A 16,125-nucleotide genomic window follows, 5' to 3' on the forward strand; every position below is an offset into this window, starting at 1 on the left:
TTTCCGGCAGTCTGGGAGACCCTCAGCGAATCGAGTGAAAAAATCGAACTCCAGTCGGCCTCGCAGAGGTGCCCACGAGAATCAATCGCTTAGCTCAAGACCCTATTGTTGGCTACAATAACGAATGACATGACTAAGCACCCACCCATCTACATGGACAATCACGCCACTACGCGGACCGATCCCCGCGTGGTCGAGGCGATGCTTCCCTATTTCTCTGAAACATATGGCAATCCGGGGAGTGTAGGGCATTCGTTTGGCGAGGAGGCCCATGAAGCCGTCGAGATTGCAACGGGTTCCATTGCTGAGTGCCTTCATGCCGATCCTCGTGAGATTATCTTCACCAGTGGTGCGACCGAGAGTAACAACCTGGCAATTCGGGGCGTTGCAGAGCGCAACCAGCGGCGTGGCAAACATCTCGTGAGCGTGCGCACCGAACATCGGGCCGTCTTAGAACCGCTGGAACGCCTGGGGCAAAGTGGTTATACGGTCACGCTCTTGGATGTCGAACAGCATGGTTCTTCGCAAGCAGGATGGTTGGATCCTGAGCGTGTGGCCGAGGCATTGCAAGATGACACGATTCTGGTGAGTGTGATGCTCGCCAACAATGAGATTGGCGTTATCCAGTCACTTGCAGAAATCGCTGCCGTGTGTCGCCACAGTGGAGTGCTATTGCACTGTGATGCGACTCAGGCGGTCGGCAAAATCCCGGTCGATGTCCGCGAACTGGGTGTTGACCTCATGAGTTTTTCGGGCCACAAGATTTATGGCCCCAAGGGAATCGGCGCGCTCTATGTTCGACAGGGGAGCCCCATCGTGCGGTACTCGCCGCAGATCACTGGCGGTGGGCAGCAAGGAGGACGACGTAGCGGCACACTCAACGTGCCAGGTATCGTCGGGATGGCCAAGGCACTCCAATTGTGCGTCGAGGAAATGCCAACCGAGATGGAGAGACTTGCCGACCTGCGAGACCGGCTGCTGACTAACTTGCAGGACCGCGTGACTTGCGTATCACTCTGCGGCCCGGCGACTGGCGAGCGAAGTGCGGCAGGTGGCCGTTTGCGATTGCCGGGCAACTTAGATGTCGCCTTTGGAGATATCGACGGCGAGGCACTGATTATGGAAATTGGCAACCTGGCGGTCAGTTCGGGGGCGACCTGTTCCTCACACGAACCAGGGCCCAGCCATGTGCTGCTGGCCCTGGGGCTCGGAGAGGACCTCGCACGGAGCAGCCTACGATTCGGCCTGGGCCGATTCAATACGTCCGCAGAAGTCGATTTGGCAGTAGAAAGCGTCTCGCATGCCGTAGAAAAACTGCGAAAACTGGGGGCCAGATAGGGTTCGGCTTTTCCTCGGAAAGTTTTTGCTATAATCTAAGTAGGGAGCCGAAAGGCGAACCTTTACCGCGAAATTTCCTTCCATCCCGCATAGCTAGGATTCAACCGATGAGCATTGTCTTGACCGAAACCGCTGCCAAAGAAGTCAAGCGGATTATTGAAGATCAGAAACTTGAGGGCGATACATTACTGCGCGTCGGTGTCGCAGGGGGTGGTTGCAGCGGGTTTAGCTATTCGCTGGGATTCGACCGTTCCTTCGACGAGAAGGCCGACTCGAAGTACGAGTTCCACGGAATCCCCGTCGTGGTCGACAAGAAGAGTGCCCTCTATCTGGACGGCACGACCGTCGATTTCTACGAAGGCCTCGAAAAACGCGGCTTTACGTTCGACAATCCTAACGCCGTAAAAAGCTGTGGATGCGGAAGTTCATTCCAGGCGTAGGCTAAACCCCAGCCGGTCCGCCACGCGGTCCTGGGTTTTGGATCGCTGTAATGCTCTCTCCCGGAGGCATGTGTGCCTCCGGCTGGGTTGGGTCGTGTGCACATCCCCTACGAATGGCGTAACCGTAACTTTCGCTAACTTTGTCTCACCATCTACCGCTCATTCTTCCGCCTGAGCTGCGATTATAACCTAGGGTTCAGATAGGACATGGACGCTCTCGGCTAGTCGCCGCGAGAACTCCTCTTATCTGGATGGATTTCTTATGAAACAGCTCATCAAACAATTTCTGAAGAACGAGGATGGACCAACTGCAGTAGAGTATGCCGTGATGCTCGCGCTGATCGTGATCGCGTGCTTGACCTCTGTAGGACTGCTCTCGAATCAAACCGCAGCCAGTTTCGACAATTCTGCTACGCAACTTAACGCAGTGTTAGGTTCGTAAAGTCTGAACCCGTCGAGACAGCTATCGAATCGTAGTTGGGGAACACTTGTAGTTCGAACGTGAATCATTCACGAGTCGCTACAGTATCAACATCGCATCGCCATAGCTGTAGAACCGGTATTCTTCTCGGACAGCCTCTTCGTAGGCTCGTCTGACCAACTCAGTCCCCCCTAATGCCTGCACCAATAGCAGCAGTGTCGTACGGGGAAAATGGAAGTTGGTGAGCAGTGCATCAACCAATTGGAACTCATAGGGAGGATGGATAAACAAGTCTGTCTCCCCTTGCCAAGGGACAATCGATGCTGAGTGCTGACGGTCAAGATTCTGACCAGCGGCGACCGACTCCAGTAACCGCGTTACGGTTGTCCCCACGGCGATAACTCGTCCTCCAGCGGCTCGTGTGGTGTTTAGCTCCTGAGCGGCAACAGCGTTTAGTTCTCCCCACTCGGCATGCATGGGATGCTGAGTTGGGTCGTCGACCGTGATCGGTCGAAACGTGCCCAGCCCCACGTGTAATGTTACCGCCGACAAATCCACGCCCGATTGTTCAACAGCCCGCAAGAGGTCAGGCGTAAAATGCAACCCGGCAGTTGGTGCCGCCACGGCCCCGGGATTGCGTGCAAAGACGGTTTGATAGTCGGCAATGTCCGAGTCCACCATGTGTCCCTTACGTATGTAGGGGGGCAGGGGAACATGTCCAACTTCATCCAGCAATTCCAGAGCAGGGCGGTCCTCGGTGGGCCGAGCCAGCCACTCACCTTCAGTAAGTTGCTCCAGTAGCCATAGGGTCGTGGACGATCTCCCCTCGCGATCGACCAGCTTGATCTGCTCAGGGGGATGAAGATGGCCACGAGTTTTGCAGACAAGCCGCCAGTCTCCATTTGCATTCGAGCCAAGATAGAGTCCTTGCCATCGGCCCCCGGTGCTGGTCCTCAATCCCCGCAGTTGGGCAGGGATCACCTTAGTATCGTTCAGCACGAGCCGATCACCCGGATCAATCAGTTTGGCTAGGTCGCGGATATGATAGTGGTCGATCGAGTCCGTATTTCGATCGAGCACCATCAGCCGCGCATCGGCACGATGCGCAAGCGGCTGCTGGGCGATTAGTTCGGCAGGAAGTTCGTAGTCGATCCAAGGTTCCATAAATATTGACCATTGTGCGGGTTCGAGTCGTCTGAAGTGTACCGGTCTGTCGCCAAGAAACTAGAGCAAAACCGACGGATGCTTCTGCGATTTCAATGAGAAGAATCCCAACTAGCGGGCGAAGAGTTCAAAGCCAAAAATTCTAACTTTAGGCTCTCAACATTTACTTGTTCATTCTTCCCAACAAAGGCAATGTCCAGTTCACATTCTGTGACTTTGGTTGCACACGTGAACATTCTACAAACCTTTTCTCTATTGGCCACGTACTAGCAACTATCGCAATCGCCTCGGGGGTTGATTGCTTGAAGATGCGATACGGAAGCTAAGTTGCCAAGTGTCGCTAGTGGCTCCGTTTGCAATGCCGGGCAGGCTTTCTTCGCAAACGGGGATTCACACATCAAGTAGATATTGGAGGTTGAGATGAATATTGTGGCACGAATCAGAGAATCCCATGCAATATGTACAGCGGCCAAGTTGGTCATGGTTGCCGCTGTCTTGAGTCTATTTACTTCAGTCAAAGCGTCGGCTACGGACAACGCTAGTCCGGCCGTTGCCGCAGCCCGAGATCTCTCTGGGGCTTTTCGGTCTGCTTCCGAAAGTGTGATGGATGCCGTCGTAGCTATCGAATCCAGGAAGGAAGAACACAATCTTTCTGCAGGGCAGGGCGTGCCTGAGGGAACGAATCCATTTCAAGGGAGCCCATTCGAAGATTTATTTCGGGATCGACTCGGCCCTGGAAAACCGAGCACTCCGCACCGAAGCCAAACTGGCATCGGCTCCGGCGTACTCATTCACAAGTCAGGCCTCATCTTGACGAACAATCACGTCGTTGAGGGAGCAGACCAGGTAATCGTCCGACTACACGATGGCCGCGAGTTCAAGGCTGTGGACGTGAAAACCGATCCAAAAACGGATATTGCAGTCGTACGCATTCAGGCAGACGAAGATTTTCCATTCGCCAAGCTCGGCGACAGCGATGTCGTTGAAATCGGTGACTGGGTACTCGCCCTGGGCCAGCCCTTTGGTCTGGAAAGCACTGTCACCGCAGGGATCATCAGCGCGAAGCATCGTGGCATTGGTATCACTGCCCGTGAAAACTTCTTGCAAACCGACGCGGCAATCAATCCAGGCAATAGCGGTGGCCCGCTTGTGAATTTGGATGGTCAGGTCATCGGGATCAACACGGCCATCTCCTCCTCTGGCGGGGGAAATGACGGCATTGGTTTTGCGATCCCCGTGAATATGGTGAAATGGGTTGGGAAACAACTCGTAGCCGAAGGAAGGGTTCATCGTGCCTATCTGGGAGTCGGCATCCAACCCATTACAGCAGAACTAGCAAATCAGTTTCACGTGAGCCCTCGTGAAGGTGTTCTCATAAACCAAGTCCATACCAACACGCCCGCGGACAAAGCTGGCCTCCTGTCCGGCGACGTGATTGTTGAGTTTTCAGGCAAGGCAGTGACCGATCCCCGTGAACTGCAACTCTTAGTAGAGTCTGCCGACATGGAAAAAAATCATTCTCTGAAGGTTGTCCGGGATGGAAAATCGATCGACTTGTCACTGCGACCCGAGGAATTGCCGGAAGACTTGGATACAGAATCGCCCTCCGCGATGGAAGCTGAGTCAGATCAACTTGGAAAACTCGGTTTATCTGTTCAAGACTTGAGTCCGTCGATCGCTGAGCAACTTGGCATGGAGGGAGTGACAGGCGTGCTGATTACGGAAGTACTTGCAGGCAGCCCCGGCCAGCGCCAGGGCCTTGAGCCGGGGAACATGATTACCCACGTGAATCGCCATGCTATCGATAGCAAGAGCAAGTTGATGTCCGAGTTAAGTTCCGCCTCTCTTGAGGATGGAGTTCTCTTGTTTGTCAAAACAAACTCGGGCTCTCGATTTGTGGTTTTAAAAAGTTAGAGAAAGCAGCTCCTGGTGAGCTGCGAGCAGTGAATTCTGCCCGGGCCGGCGATGCTATCCTCCCCCCGCGATGCATCGTCGGCCTCTTTTATGCGCGATCATGGAAGAAGCTTGTGCCCTGAGATGATTTGGAAGGCTTGACGTTTGCTCTCGATCGTGTCAAGAATCGAGCTAGCCATCTCTTGCCTTCAGAATCAAAATCATGCTGCCGACCTCGTCAAACTTTAAAAAGTATCACGCGATTCTATCGCAATCTCCTCTATTCCACGGGTGCGACCGTCAATTCTTACATGACCGCATGGTTCATTTAGAACCTATCGAGCATCCGCGCGGTGCCGTTGTGCTTGACGCCCAACAAACGACGACCACTTTTTTCATCGTTGTCGAGGGGAGGGTTAAGCTCGTCAGTCGGGCTGAGGCCAATGAGAGAGAGATCACGCTTTTTCTCTTAGGCCCGGGGGAGGCATTTGACGTTGTCAGCTTGCTGGATAAACAGGCTCACAACCTAACAGCTGAAGCCTTGGATGATGTAACTTTGCTCTCGGCCTCAGCCGATCAGGTTCGCAATTGGATCTCGCATCATCCAGAGTTCAATCGAACTTTTCTTCCTTATTTGGGCCGCAAGATGTCGCTTTTATCAGAACTCGCCAGTGACTTGACGCTGCACGACACGGGAATCCGCTTAGCGCGGTTGATCCTGCGTCACGTCGATCCCAGTTCGTCGAAGCATGAGGTAAACCTCATCAATAACCTGTCTCATGAGGAACTGGCCAATATGATTGGCACTGTGCGCGTAGTGGCTAATCGGCAGATTCAGAACCTTAAGCGTCGTGGGATCATCGATGCCCGTCGGGGTCACCTGGTCGTCAATGACCTTGATGCCTTGGTCAAACAATGTGACTTCACCGTTCCAAAGCCGGGCAGCGAGGATGGCACTTTTGAATCCTAGCTGCCATATTCCCGTATTGCTCGACGAAGTGATCGAGTGGTTGGAACCCTCTGCAGGCAGAATATTGGTTGACGGCACGCTAGGTGGGGGAGGGCACACAGCGGCATTTGCGGAACGTGTTGCGTCAGAAGGATTAGTCCTGGCTATCGATCTAGATCCTACAGCTATCAACCGAGCTGAGATTTCATTGACCGGAAAGCCTATCAAGCTAGTACAAGCCAACTATGCAGAGATTCCCACCATCTTGAACCAACTCGAAATTGCCTCAGTAGATGGCATTCTGCTCGACCTTGGACTTTCTAGCGATCAATTGGCTGACGATCAACGTGGCTTCTCGTTCCAAACCGGCGGCCTGCTCGACTTGCGGTTCAATCCCGATAGTGGGGAAAATGCCAGGGAACTTCTCGCCCGCATTGGCGAGAATCATCTAGCAGATATCATCTACAAGTATGGCGAAGAGAGATTCAGTCGTCGGATTGCTAGGAAGATCGTAGCAACACGCCATGAGGCGCCGATTCACACTGCCGAGCAATTAGCCGGATTGGTTCGAAGCTGCGTACCAAAAAGTCGCGTTGCGAAAATCGATCCTGCCACGCGGACATTTCAGGCACTTAGAATCGCAGTCAACGGAGAACTTGACTCACTGGAATCTGCCCTGAAATCGCTGCCCGATTGCCTCAAGCCTGGTGGACGGCTTGCGATCATCAGTTTCCACTCTCTCGAAGATCGGCTTGTAAAACACGCCTTCCGCAATGACGATCGACTTTCCGTGCTAACTAGGCGGCCGATACTGGCATCGGATCGAGAATCCACTATCAATCCCCGCTCGCGGAGTGCGAAGATGCGAGTCGCGGAGCGTGCGTAGTAGTCTTCGCTGAGGTCTGTCTGTCACAAGCAAAAGTCCAGTGACTATCGCACCGGCGGAAAACTTAGCGGCGAATTCCCTACGGGCATCGAAGCTGTTTCAGCGGGAAAATTTTGTGGCTGGGGTATCATCGCATGCGCACCGGTCGAGGGATACTGGGCACTTGCTGATTGATTAGGTGGAAACATTGGTGTCGGCAAGATGTCATCGTTCGAACCCGGAGTGAAATTTTCTGCCGCAGTAATCGAAACTTGGATACCTTGACGAGGCGTCTTTTCCGCAATTCTTTGCAAAGTAGATGGGTCTAAAATAGTCAATAGTTTCTGAGCATCGGCAAATTCAGGATTCTCAGCCAAGGAGTTTTTCAGGTATGAAGCTGCCTCAGCAGTGCGTTCTCTCTGCTGTAAGAGCACAGCCATATTGTAGTTCGCATATGAGGGCTCGTAGACTGCCTTCAAATGAGCGATTGCCAAGTCCAGCCGATTCTTCTCGATCCAAACCTTAGCAATATTATTACGATAGAGCTGTTTGTCGGGTTGCATTCGCACGGCCTTATCCAGTAGTTGCAGGCAATCATCCATCTGGCCGTTGCGTGAGAGGCATAGGGCTAAGTCATTCAGTGCACTAGGGTCCTTCGGATTGAGCGTCACTATTTGTTGATAGAGTGGTATTGCTGTTTGAATGTTACCTTCGCGATCTTCCAAACGAGCAAGTCCTAGTAGACAGTCAGAATTCTTTGGTTCCAGCGCAAGCCCTTTTTGGTAGAGTGAGCGGGCCTGATCTGTATTGCCCCCTTGATCACTCATCTGAGCCATCGAGAGATACATTGCTGCCGATGGCTTTCCGCTGCCAAACTCCAATGAAATAGGATCACTCTTGAAATCTGTTGCCTTGGGTTTCTTCGAGTCCTTGGAAGTGAAGGGCGCAGTGATCTTCTCGGTCCAGCTCGTTTGGGCCACTGGTGGGGCTGACGCACCGAAATTATTCGGCTGAGCCTGCTTTTTAGCTCCGGGAAAACCCGGAGTCGAGCAACCTGCCGATAAGACCACCAATGTCCAAGTTAGTTTCCAACTCGATCGCATGACTCCACCCTCCCTGGCGAAATTTTCGATCTATCTTGATAAGAATTCGCAATGAGATCGATGCCGCGACTTGATCAAGACCCAAACCTATTGGGCTTCCACAAATTGCGACTAAATATTTCTAAGCGCTACTGAGACGACACCGCACTGCTTGAGCCACTGGCTGCAGGCAGCATCGGTGCTGGCTGATTTGATTGAAATCCAACAAACATATTATCCACCGCACCGGCAGGATGTCCTTCCGAAACGAGGTGAGTATCGTTGACCATGATCGGCTCTGCCACGGAGCTTTGGTTCGCAGCCCAACTATGAACCGCTGCAATTCGACTAGCTGTAGCAGACTGGTCTTCTCCGCGCTGCACGTAAACTGTCCGTTGCTCTTGTGGAGCCTGAGTGAGGATCCATTTCGCTTTTAGCTTGCCAGCATTTGTCAATTGATTCGTGCCGGGTTCGAAATGGTAGTCACCAAGCAGACATTGTCTTCGCCAGCCGTTGTTAATCATTACCGCGTAGGCACTGTTGACCGCGTTGCGTGCCGGTGGCACATAGTACCGCGGCCAATGGACATTTGTACAGTAAGCTGCAACATACAATTGGCAAGGACTTGCACCCTGGCAATGCGTGCATTGGGCCTGTACGCCTGACGCGGTTACAATCAGTGAGAGAGCAATCGAGAGTATACCTAGCAGTTTCATCGTCTGGGTCCAATGTGTTGTGCGAGGGGTTAGCACCAGTCTCGTTGTGAAACTAGCCGTGTTGAGTTGCCGGCTACTCCTGTGCGTTTACCAAGCGGGTTGGCAAATCAAAGGGAAGTCGGCGCCGCTTCCTCTGCGGCACCCATCGTCACTATCGACCCAAACGGGACAGAAGCTCCGGAACTTATGTTGGAACCGGATTCTCTTGCCCAGTTTGCCTAAGTTGGATTCATTGAGGGGAAAAGCTCGTTAATCATCGTGATAGCAGCCGGACCCACAAGTACCACAAAAATCGCTGGAAAAATGAATAGAACGAGCGGGAAAATGAGTTTAACGGCAGTTTTTGCAGCTTTTTCCTCCGCCATCTGCCGCCGGCGCGTCCGCATCGAATCACTCTGCACTCGAAGGGCCTGGGCCACGCTGGAACCGAACTTGTCAGCTTGGATAAGGATTGCTGCCAATGCTTTTAAGTCGTCGACTCCTGTGCGAGATCCCAGGTCATGAAGCACTTCGTTGCGGGCACGGCCCATTTGAAGTTGCAAATTGCACAGGCCAAATTCCTCCGCAATGATGCGGTAGGCTTTCTTCATTTCCTCGGCCACTTTCCGCATGGCCTGATCAAGTCCCAAGCCGGCCTCAACACAGACTACCATCAGGTCGAGGGCATCTGGCAAACCATAGAAAATATTGTCCTGGCGACTCTTGGTCATAAACCAGATCACCACTTCGGGCAGGAAGAACATCACGAGTCCGATACCTGCGGAGTAGGTAATCGAATCAATGTTAAATCCCCGCGTGAGAATAACAGCGCCCCCGCCGATCAGAAAACCCACTACTAGCCCAACCATTTTCAATGCCCAGAAGGCTTCCGGAGCTTTGGGGCCACGGAAACCTGCCTGGTTAAGCTTCGAGCGGGTTTTGCCAATGTCCTCATTAGATTTAGGTTGCAAAGGCTTCGACAGGGCAGGCGAAGCCATCGACAACACTTGGGACATTTTGCTCCCTTTGCCTTTTCCTTCGCGCAGCAAGTCGACCTTGCGACTATTGGGATCGCGTATTTCCTTTAGCCGCTCTTCAGCGCGAGGCTTTCCTCCCGCGAATACTTCGAGCAGCCACCAAATCACAGCGGCGGTGCAGCCGATGATCGACAGGTGTAGGATCAAAGGGGAATCAAATAAACTGGATGCGAGCAAACTCATGTCAGACTCGGATGTTAACGATTTTGCGAATTGCCAAAGCTCCCAACAGCTGCATTACGATGCCGCCGACCAACATTTTCTTACCAAGTTCGTCGGTAAACAGCAGGGAAAGATAGTCAGGATTCATGCGATATACGGTGACAAACAACAGCGGAGGCAATGCCAATAGGACGATGCCCGACAGACGGCCTTCGCCTGTGAGTGCCTGTACTTGCCCCCAGATAGCGTAACGTTCGCGGATTAGGCGACCAATTTTGTCAAGAATTTCCGCCAGATCACCACCCGTCTGCCTTTGCAGGATCACAGCGGTGACAAAAAACTTGAGGTCCAAGTTAGGGACTCGATCGCACAGATTTGAGAGCGCTTCTTCAAATGGAAGGCCCAAGTTTTGTTCTTCAAAAACTCGTCCAAATTCCGACGCAATTGGATCGGAGCCCTCTTGTGCAACAAGATGAAAACCCGCGGCCAGACTATGTCCAGCACGCAATGCTCGAGCGACCAATTCAAGCGCCTCGGGCAATTGAGCGGCAAATTTTGCGAAACGTCGTTTCCGGCGGAATACTAGCCAGAAAAATGGTAAAGCGGCAAAGGTAATGCCCACCACGGGGGCCAACATCACGTTGAGCCCTGCCAAACCTACCATGGAACCTGATCCTACACCCAGGCCTAGGCAAATTAGCAGAAAGGTCCCAGTAGACATCGTCACTTGAGCCTGTTCAAAGAGCAGGTTCAAATTGAATATACTGCCAAAAGCAGCCTCGAATGCAGACTTTCCCCGCTCTTTGGCGAGCAATTGGGTCAGTTCCGTCAGACCGGTGGGATCGTTCTTGTCTCCCTTACCAGTAATCGTCGAAAGACGCTCTTCCATCTGCGATACCGACTGATCGCGGAAAAATACGGCTATTCCAACGATGAGCGCGAAGACACCTACGAATGCTGCGCCGATTATTAGGACACTAGGAAGCATGATCGACTCTCTATGCTCTCTCTGGTTGTTCGACTTAGGAAGGTCGTTTGTGGTAAATGGCTCGCCGGGGTCCCCCTCTAGCGCCCCCCGGCAAGCACAAATTAATATGATCAGTCGCGAAGCATCATCCGCTCACGGAAGGCACTCGCTGGAAGCCGCACACCATGAGACTCCAGCCGAGGAATGAACGTCGGTCGAATACCAGTGGCCTGGAAATATCCTGTGGCGCGACCATTACTATCAACACCCTCCTGATGGTAATTAAAGACATCCTGCATCACGATTGTATCTTGTTCCATTCCAATGATCTCGGTGATCGCGGTCACTTTACGGGGACCACCCGAGAGACGGTTGACCTGTACAATGAGGTCCACAGCGCTGGCGATTTGGGATCGCATCGCTCGGATTGGCATTTCAAAACCTGCCATCATGATCATCGTTTCGATACGCGCGATAGCATCCCGCGGTGTGTTTGCATGGCAAGTGGTAAGTGAACCATCGTGACCAGTATTCATCGCCTGCAACATGTCGAGCGTTTCCGGTCCCCGACATTCGCCGATGATGATTCGGTCGGGACGCATACGCAGACAGTTTCGCACCAGGTCGGTCGCAGAGATCTTGCCCTTGCCTTCGATATTAGGTGGACGAGTTTCTAGCCGCACGACGTGGCTCTGCTGTAACTGCAATTCTGCCGCATCTTCAATCGTGACGATGCGATCCTCATTCGCGATGAAACTCGACAAGGTATTAAGCAGTGTAGTTTTACCAGAGCCCGTACCACCGGAGATGATGATATTCAGTCGGGCTTTCATTGCACCTTCCAGGAGCATGACCATCTCAGGAGTCATGCTCTTATAATTCAACAGATCTTCGAGCTTGAGAGGATTGGAGCCGAAACGGCGAATTGTCAGGCTGGGGCCGTCCAGGGCCAGTGGCGGGATGATTGCATTCACACGCGAACCGTCCTGAAGGCGGGCATCGCACATCGGGCAGACTTCGTCCACCCGGCGACCCACCTTCGAGACAATGCGGTCAATGATTTGCATCAAATGTTTGTCATCGCGGAAAGTAACTTCTGATTTTACGAGCTTACCACTCGATTCGACAAAAACGTTTTTTGGGCCATTGATCATGATTTCGCTGATCTTGGGGTCCTTGAGAAGCATCTCCAGTGGTCCAAGGCCGAAAGTTTCGTCTAGCACTTCCTCGATGAGGCGGTCGCGTTCGTTGCGATTCAGAAAAGTGTCTTCCGTATCGCAAAGGTGTTCGACGACCAGGCGAATCTCACGTCGGAGCACATCCCCTTGCAACTCGCCTACGTGCGACAAGTCAAGCTTGTCTACCAACTTAGAGTGGATGCTCTGCTTGAGCTTTTCAAACTCCAGCTTTTTGTCCGCGTCACCTGAGGTGGGCAGAGTGGTATTAAGCTTAGTCATAGGGAATCGCTCCACGTTTTCTATGCTGCGCGGGTCGCAATCTCGAAGGAAGGCCGTACGGACGGATCACACAGAGGATCGAAATTGCTTCACGCAAAGATAGCTCATAATCAGGAAGGTTGAGCCAAGAGTTGCAGGTTCACATCGAGAATCGCAGGTGGATTACACGAAATGATGGTTAGGCCGAATATACCGGGAGAGAAAAGTCAATTACTCTCAGGCGGCAACCTATCTTCTTTGGAAGCTTGAACTGAATACCCATCTCCACCCGCACCTTAAGGCGTGTCAACTCTATGCGGAGGAGAGAAAGCGAGAGGAGAATTCTACACTCAGCCCGAGAGAGGTAATTATTCGCCGAAGGGGTGGAGCAGCAATGCTAGCCACCCCAAAAACCCGGAGAACGTGGCGATAGCAATCCCATTCTCCACCGGTTCGGCGAATACTTACCGAGAGAGTGGGTTCGGCTGAACGGATAAGGCCGCTACTTCGCTGGCCAGAGATTAAGCCAGCGACGGCTTTTTGAGTCTTTGTCTCCCACCTCGCTTTCCTCGCGCACCTTGCCGCAGATTGCGTCGGAAAGTTGTAGGATCGAATTGGTGATGCCAGCCTTAGGGGCATGCTGCACAAGGGGTACTCCGTTATTTCTTACTTCGACCATAGTCCGATAGTCGTTAGGAATCTGCCAGAATATATCCCGACCGATGGATTCCTGAGCCTTTTTGAGACTAATTTGACTCGAATCATGACCAACTCGATTTACGATAATCTTCACTTTACTTCTCAATGACTCGTCGCTATCGAAAGTCATCATCAATCGAACTACATTTCGCAGGCAGGGCAAGTCTAATTGCGTAACCATCAAAATATCGTCAGCCATATAGATGGCTTGCATATCCAGGTCGCCGAAATACTTGGAGAGGTCGATTACGATATGAGTGAAAGAGGTCTTCAATAGTCCGATCACTCTTTGCAGGCTGTCGGGAGTGATTTGCTTTACGTCCTCAAGCTGGACAGGACGTGGCAATAGATGTAGACCCGTGGAATGTTTAGTAAGGGATTTCTTCAGGAGAGTCAGATCGAGTCGCCCGACGTTTTGCGCAACGTCAGCCAAAGTGTATTCAGGAATTGTATCAAGGAAAACATCCGCATCGCCAAGCGCGACATCCAGATCTACGAGCACAACGGAGTTAGCTTCATCTGATGCAATGGCACAGGCTAGGTTCACGGCCACACTGGTCGAGCCTACTCCGCCAGTTGCACCACCCACAGCGATAACTCGGCAGCCAGCAGCATTCGTAGTCTTTTCTCCGGCATTCTGTCGTTTGACACGTTTCAGCGCGGTGATCAAATCCTCTTGCTTGAGCGGTTCTGTAAGAAACTCTTTCGCACCGGCACGCATTGATTCGAGAATCAACCGTCCATCAGTGCTGCTGCTAGTCACTAGCAGGGTACATTGTGGGTGCTCAGCAGTGACTTCCGCAACAAGCTGAATTGCCCTAGCGGGATCCGCATCCATTGCAATCAAGCCGATATCGGCCTTGGTTTGCTCGATCACATCGGAAAAAAACTCATATCGTGAACTCTCTGCTTCGAGCCAAACGCTATCTAGCTGCAAGAGAACAGACTTGAGTTTTTCTCGCGACGCATCGTTGGGATCAACTAGCGCTATCCGGAGTACATTAGCCATAATTCGAGTCCAGCTTCTCGGGCGAAATCACCGAAGACCGGGCCGCACAATATTCAAAGGAGCAATTTCAAGGGTGTGAGATCCCGGTAGCCTCACACGTTGCTGAGCTAATGTAGCTTATTTTTCCATGTCGTATCCAATAGGGCCGATTAATCCTGGTGTTGAAGTAGCTGCCGGACGAGACTGACTCTCGGACTGATACTCATGATGTTGAGGAATTTGAAGGTTGCTATAGGCGGGTTGTCTTGCTTGATGCAATGGTGCGGTCATCTGCATCGCTGACGGGTCCGCAGGAAGACTATTCCCAGGGGTGCTTTTCCCAGCGGGCGCTGTCGGCTCAACCGGTGTTGCGGGTTGCAGCGATTCAGCTGGCATTCCTAAGGAATCATAGCTTTGATCCCCATATTCAAAATCGGAGTCAGCAGGAACTGGCCCATACTCATTCATGGGAGTAGGTTGACCGCCATAGCCATCGGTGGCTACGCACACACTTCCCTGAGAGTTGTTGTAGTAGTTCGCACAGTTCTGGCCACACCCGGTTGGCGCACAAGCCCCGCAAGCGGGAACTTCCAGGTGGCCGCCAAAATAAAGCTGGCAATTGTTTGGCGAAACCGTTTCCATACCGGGTCCACAGAGTGGTACCTCATGCGGATCCATGCCATCGACAAATTCGGGTGTCACCAGGATCAAGAGTTCGATCTCATTGACGGTCTCTTGGATGCTACGGAAGGCGGCTCCAACATATGGAAGATCACCGACGTACGGAAGCCCACGTTCCTGAGCTTCTACACGAGTCTGTACCAAACCAGCTAATGCCAATGTTTGGCCAGCTTTCATCTCAACGCCAGTATCTACTTGACGAACTCTCAAAGCTGGAATAGGCGAGTTGCTTCCTACGAGTGTGATTGCATTTGCATAATCAAGATCGCTTACACGGGGACGAACTTCGAGACGAATGTTTCCATTTCCAAGGACTATTGGCACGAAGTCGATCTGTGTGCCATAGGGCTTATACTGAATCGTAACTTGATTGATACCTTGAGGAATTGGAACAGGTATCTCTCCGCCTACATTGAACTGAGCCGGACGGCCACTAACTGTCGTAATGGTTGGGTCAGCGAGAACTTTTGCAAGCTGATTCTGCTGTAATGCATCGATAAAGCCAAAAAACGTACTATTATTGCCCAACACGCCAAAACGAATTGACTCACCAGAAGCTGCGACCTCACCGCCAGCGATACTGGAGCTTGTAATCAAATCTGAAATGCTGGAAACAAATCCGCCGTTATCGCTGAAGCTAGCAAAATCCACGCCTAATCTGCGGAGTTTGGTCCGGGAGACTTCCATGACTCTTACTTTGAGCATGATCTGCTGAACACCACCCACGGAAATGTTATTCACGATCTTGGGAGCATAGTCTTCGGCCAGACGGATGATAGGGCTGACCGATTCAGGTTTCTCGACAAACCCTTCCAGTACCAAGCTATTCGTCAGGCGCATCACCTTGATCGAGGATTCAGGGAATAGCCGTTCAAGTGCCAACTCCAGTTCTCGCACGTCGCCGTAGATCATCACGTCGACTGTGTAGACTTGGTCGTCCTCATCCCATAGATTTACTTGAGTTACACCCGGTTTGCGGGCCGCAAGTTGGACTTGGTTCGCACTGATCGGAGTGACGGTCACCAATTCAGGATTGTTGACCACCATCCGCGGGATACGTTTCTCAAGTGTGAGAATCCTGCTCGTATTGACTGTCAACTCCAGCCGTTCAGTTGACTGAGTGATATTGCGAATCACCTGGGACTGTTGAAACTGTGCAAGGACAGTCGAGTTGAAACTGCAGAGCAAAGTCACTGTGGCCAACGTCATGTGAGCCAGAGTGATCTTATTAAGTGCCAAGTGGGCAACATTGAGGCGGGGAGTGAGTTCGGGGTACATCCTTGTACTTCCTTCGCTTTGAGTTTACTG

General features: G+C 52.2%; 14 protein-coding genes. 6 read left to right on the forward strand and 8 right to left on the reverse strand.

Annotated elements, in window-relative coordinates:
- The first annotated feature begins 129 nt into the window (after positions 1-129).
- From Pla144_RS13480 to Pla144_RS13490, 3 genes are all read left to right on the forward strand, one after another.
- The gene (locus Pla144_RS13480) at positions 130-1,338 is read left to right on the forward strand and encodes a cysteine desulfurase family protein (protein WP_146451215.1); all 1,209 of its coding nucleotides are present in this window, start codon (positions 130-132) and stop codon (positions 1,336-1,338) included.
- Between the two features lie 107 nt (positions 1,339-1,445).
- A complete protein-coding gene (locus Pla144_RS13485) occupies positions 1,446-1,778 on the forward strand; it encodes a HesB/IscA family protein (protein WP_146451216.1) in 333 nt (110 codons plus the stop codon).
- A gap of 262 nt (positions 1,779-2,040) precedes the next feature.
- The gene (locus Pla144_RS13490) at positions 2,041-2,220 is read left to right on the forward strand and encodes a Flp family type IVb pilin (protein WP_146451217.1); all 180 of its coding nucleotides are present in this window, start codon (positions 2,041-2,043) and stop codon (positions 2,218-2,220) included.
- Positions 2,221-2,298: 78 nt separating this feature from the next.
- Here the strand turns inward: Pla144_RS13490 and queA are convergent, their stop codons facing one another.
- On the reverse strand, positions 2,299-3,363 hold the full coding sequence (gene queA / locus Pla144_RS13495) for a tRNA preQ1(34) S-adenosylmethionine ribosyltransferase-isomerase QueA (protein ID WP_146451218.1): 1,065 nt from the start codon (positions 3,361-3,363) through the stop codon (positions 2,299-2,301).
- 429 nt (positions 3,364-3,792) lie between these two features.
- Here queA and Pla144_RS13500 point away from each other — a divergent pair, with 429 nt between their 5' ends.
- The 3 genes from Pla144_RS13500 (at position 3,793) to rsmH (ending at position 7,091) form a co-directional block, all read left to right on the forward strand.
- Positions 3,793-5,277 (forward strand): Do family serine endopeptidase, encoded by a 1,485-nt coding sequence (locus Pla144_RS13500; RefSeq protein WP_197530671.1) that lies wholly within the window; start codon positions 3,793-3,795, stop codon positions 5,275-5,277.
- Positions 5,278-5,575: 298 nt separating this feature from the next.
- Complete coding sequence (locus tag Pla144_RS13505) at positions 5,576-6,226, forward strand: Crp/Fnr family transcriptional regulator (protein ID WP_197530672.1); 651 nt, start codon at positions 5,576-5,578, stop codon at positions 6,224-6,226.
- Positions 6,216-7,091: a 16S rRNA (cytosine(1402)-N(4))-methyltransferase RsmH gene (gene rsmH / locus Pla144_RS13510; protein ID WP_231936356.1), complete on the forward strand. Its 876-nt coding sequence runs from the start codon at positions 6,216-6,218 to the stop codon at positions 7,089-7,091. The genes Pla144_RS13505 and rsmH overlap by 11 nt, the downstream gene beginning before the upstream one ends.
- 44 nt (positions 7,092-7,135) lie before the next feature.
- On the opposite strand, the gene Pla144_RS13515 is transcribed toward rsmH, so the two are convergent.
- The 7 genes from Pla144_RS13515 to Pla144_RS13545 form a co-directional block, all read right to left on the reverse strand.
- The gene (locus Pla144_RS13515) at positions 7,136-8,173 is read right to left on the reverse strand and encodes a tetratricopeptide repeat protein (protein ID WP_146451222.1); all 1,038 of its coding nucleotides are present in this window, start codon (positions 8,171-8,173) and stop codon (positions 7,136-7,138) included.
- A 128-nt stretch (positions 8,174-8,301) separates the two neighbouring features.
- Positions 8,302-8,868, reverse strand: a complete 567-nt coding sequence (locus tag Pla144_RS13520) for a hypothetical protein (RefSeq protein WP_146451223.1) — start codon at positions 8,866-8,868, stop codon at positions 8,302-8,304.
- Positions 8,869-9,086: 218 nt separating this feature from the next.
- The gene (locus Pla144_RS13525) at positions 9,087-10,067 is read right to left on the reverse strand and encodes a type II secretion system F family protein (RefSeq protein ID WP_146451224.1); all 981 of its coding nucleotides are present in this window, start codon (positions 10,065-10,067) and stop codon (positions 9,087-9,089) included.
- A 1-nt stretch (position 10,068) separates the two neighbouring features.
- Entirely contained in the window at positions 10,069-11,034 is a 966-nt protein-coding gene (locus Pla144_RS13530) for a type II secretion system F family protein (RefSeq protein WP_146451225.1), read from the reverse strand.
- A gap of 110 nt (positions 11,035-11,144) precedes the next feature.
- Positions 11,145-12,470, reverse strand: a complete 1,326-nt coding sequence (locus Pla144_RS13535; protein ID WP_146451226.1) for a CpaF family protein — start codon at positions 12,468-12,470, stop codon at positions 11,145-11,147.
- Positions 12,471-12,951: 481 nt separating this feature from the next.
- Entirely contained in the window at positions 12,952-14,157 is a 1,206-nt protein-coding gene (locus tag Pla144_RS13540; protein ID WP_146451227.1) for an AAA family ATPase, read from the reverse strand.
- A gap of 117 nt (positions 14,158-14,274) precedes the next feature.
- Positions 14,275-16,095, reverse strand: coding sequence for a type II and III secretion system protein family protein (locus tag Pla144_RS13545; protein WP_146451228.1), 1,821 nt, complete (start codon positions 16,093-16,095; stop codon positions 14,275-14,277).
- Positions 16,096-16,125: the final 30 nt, after the last annotated feature.

The organism is Bythopirellula polymerisocia, from assembly GCF_007860015.1.
In the GTDB taxonomy this organism is placed as follows: domain Bacteria; phylum Planctomycetota; class Planctomycetia; order Pirellulales; family Lacipirellulaceae; genus Bythopirellula; species Bythopirellula polymerisocia.

Coding starts and splice junctions, on each gene's coding strand:
- Pla144_RS13545 (WP_146451228.1), bottom strand. CDS start 16,095: ATGTACCCCGAACTCACTCCCCGCCTCAATGTTGCCCACTTGGCACTT.
- Pla144_RS13525 (WP_146451224.1), bottom strand. CDS start 10,067: ATGAGTTTGCTCGCATCCAGTTTATTTGATTCCCCTTTGATCCTACAC.
- queA (WP_146451218.1), bottom strand. CDS start 3,363: ATGGAACCTTGGATCGACTACGAACTTCCTGCCGAACTAATCGCCCAG.
- Pla144_RS13490 (WP_146451217.1), top strand. CDS start 2,041: ATGAAACAGCTCATCAAACAATTTCTGAAGAACGAGGATGGACCAACT.
- Pla144_RS13535 (WP_146451226.1), bottom strand. CDS start 12,470: ATGACTAAGCTTAATACCACTCTGCCCACCTCAGGTGACGCGGACAAA.
- Pla144_RS13480 (WP_146451215.1), top strand. CDS start 130: ATGACTAAGCACCCACCCATCTACATGGACAATCACGCCACTACGCGG.
- Pla144_RS13515 (WP_146451222.1), bottom strand. CDS start 8,173: ATGCGATCGAGTTGGAAACTAACTTGGACATTGGTGGTCTTATCGGCA.
- Pla144_RS13530 (WP_146451225.1), bottom strand. CDS start 11,034: ATGCTTCCTAGTGTCCTAATAATCGGCGCAGCATTCGTAGGTGTCTTC.
- Pla144_RS13540 (WP_146451227.1), bottom strand. CDS start 14,157: ATGGCTAATGTACTCCGGATAGCGCTAGTTGATCCCAACGATGCGTCG.
- Pla144_RS13520 (WP_146451223.1), bottom strand. CDS start 8,868: ATGAAACTGCTAGGTATACTCTCGATTGCTCTCTCACTGATTGTAACC.
- Pla144_RS13485 (WP_146451216.1), top strand. CDS start 1,446: ATGAGCATTGTCTTGACCGAAACCGCTGCCAAAGAAGTCAAGCGGATT.
- Pla144_RS13505 (WP_197530672.1), top strand. CDS start 5,576: ATGGTTCATTTAGAACCTATCGAGCATCCGCGCGGTGCCGTTGTGCTT.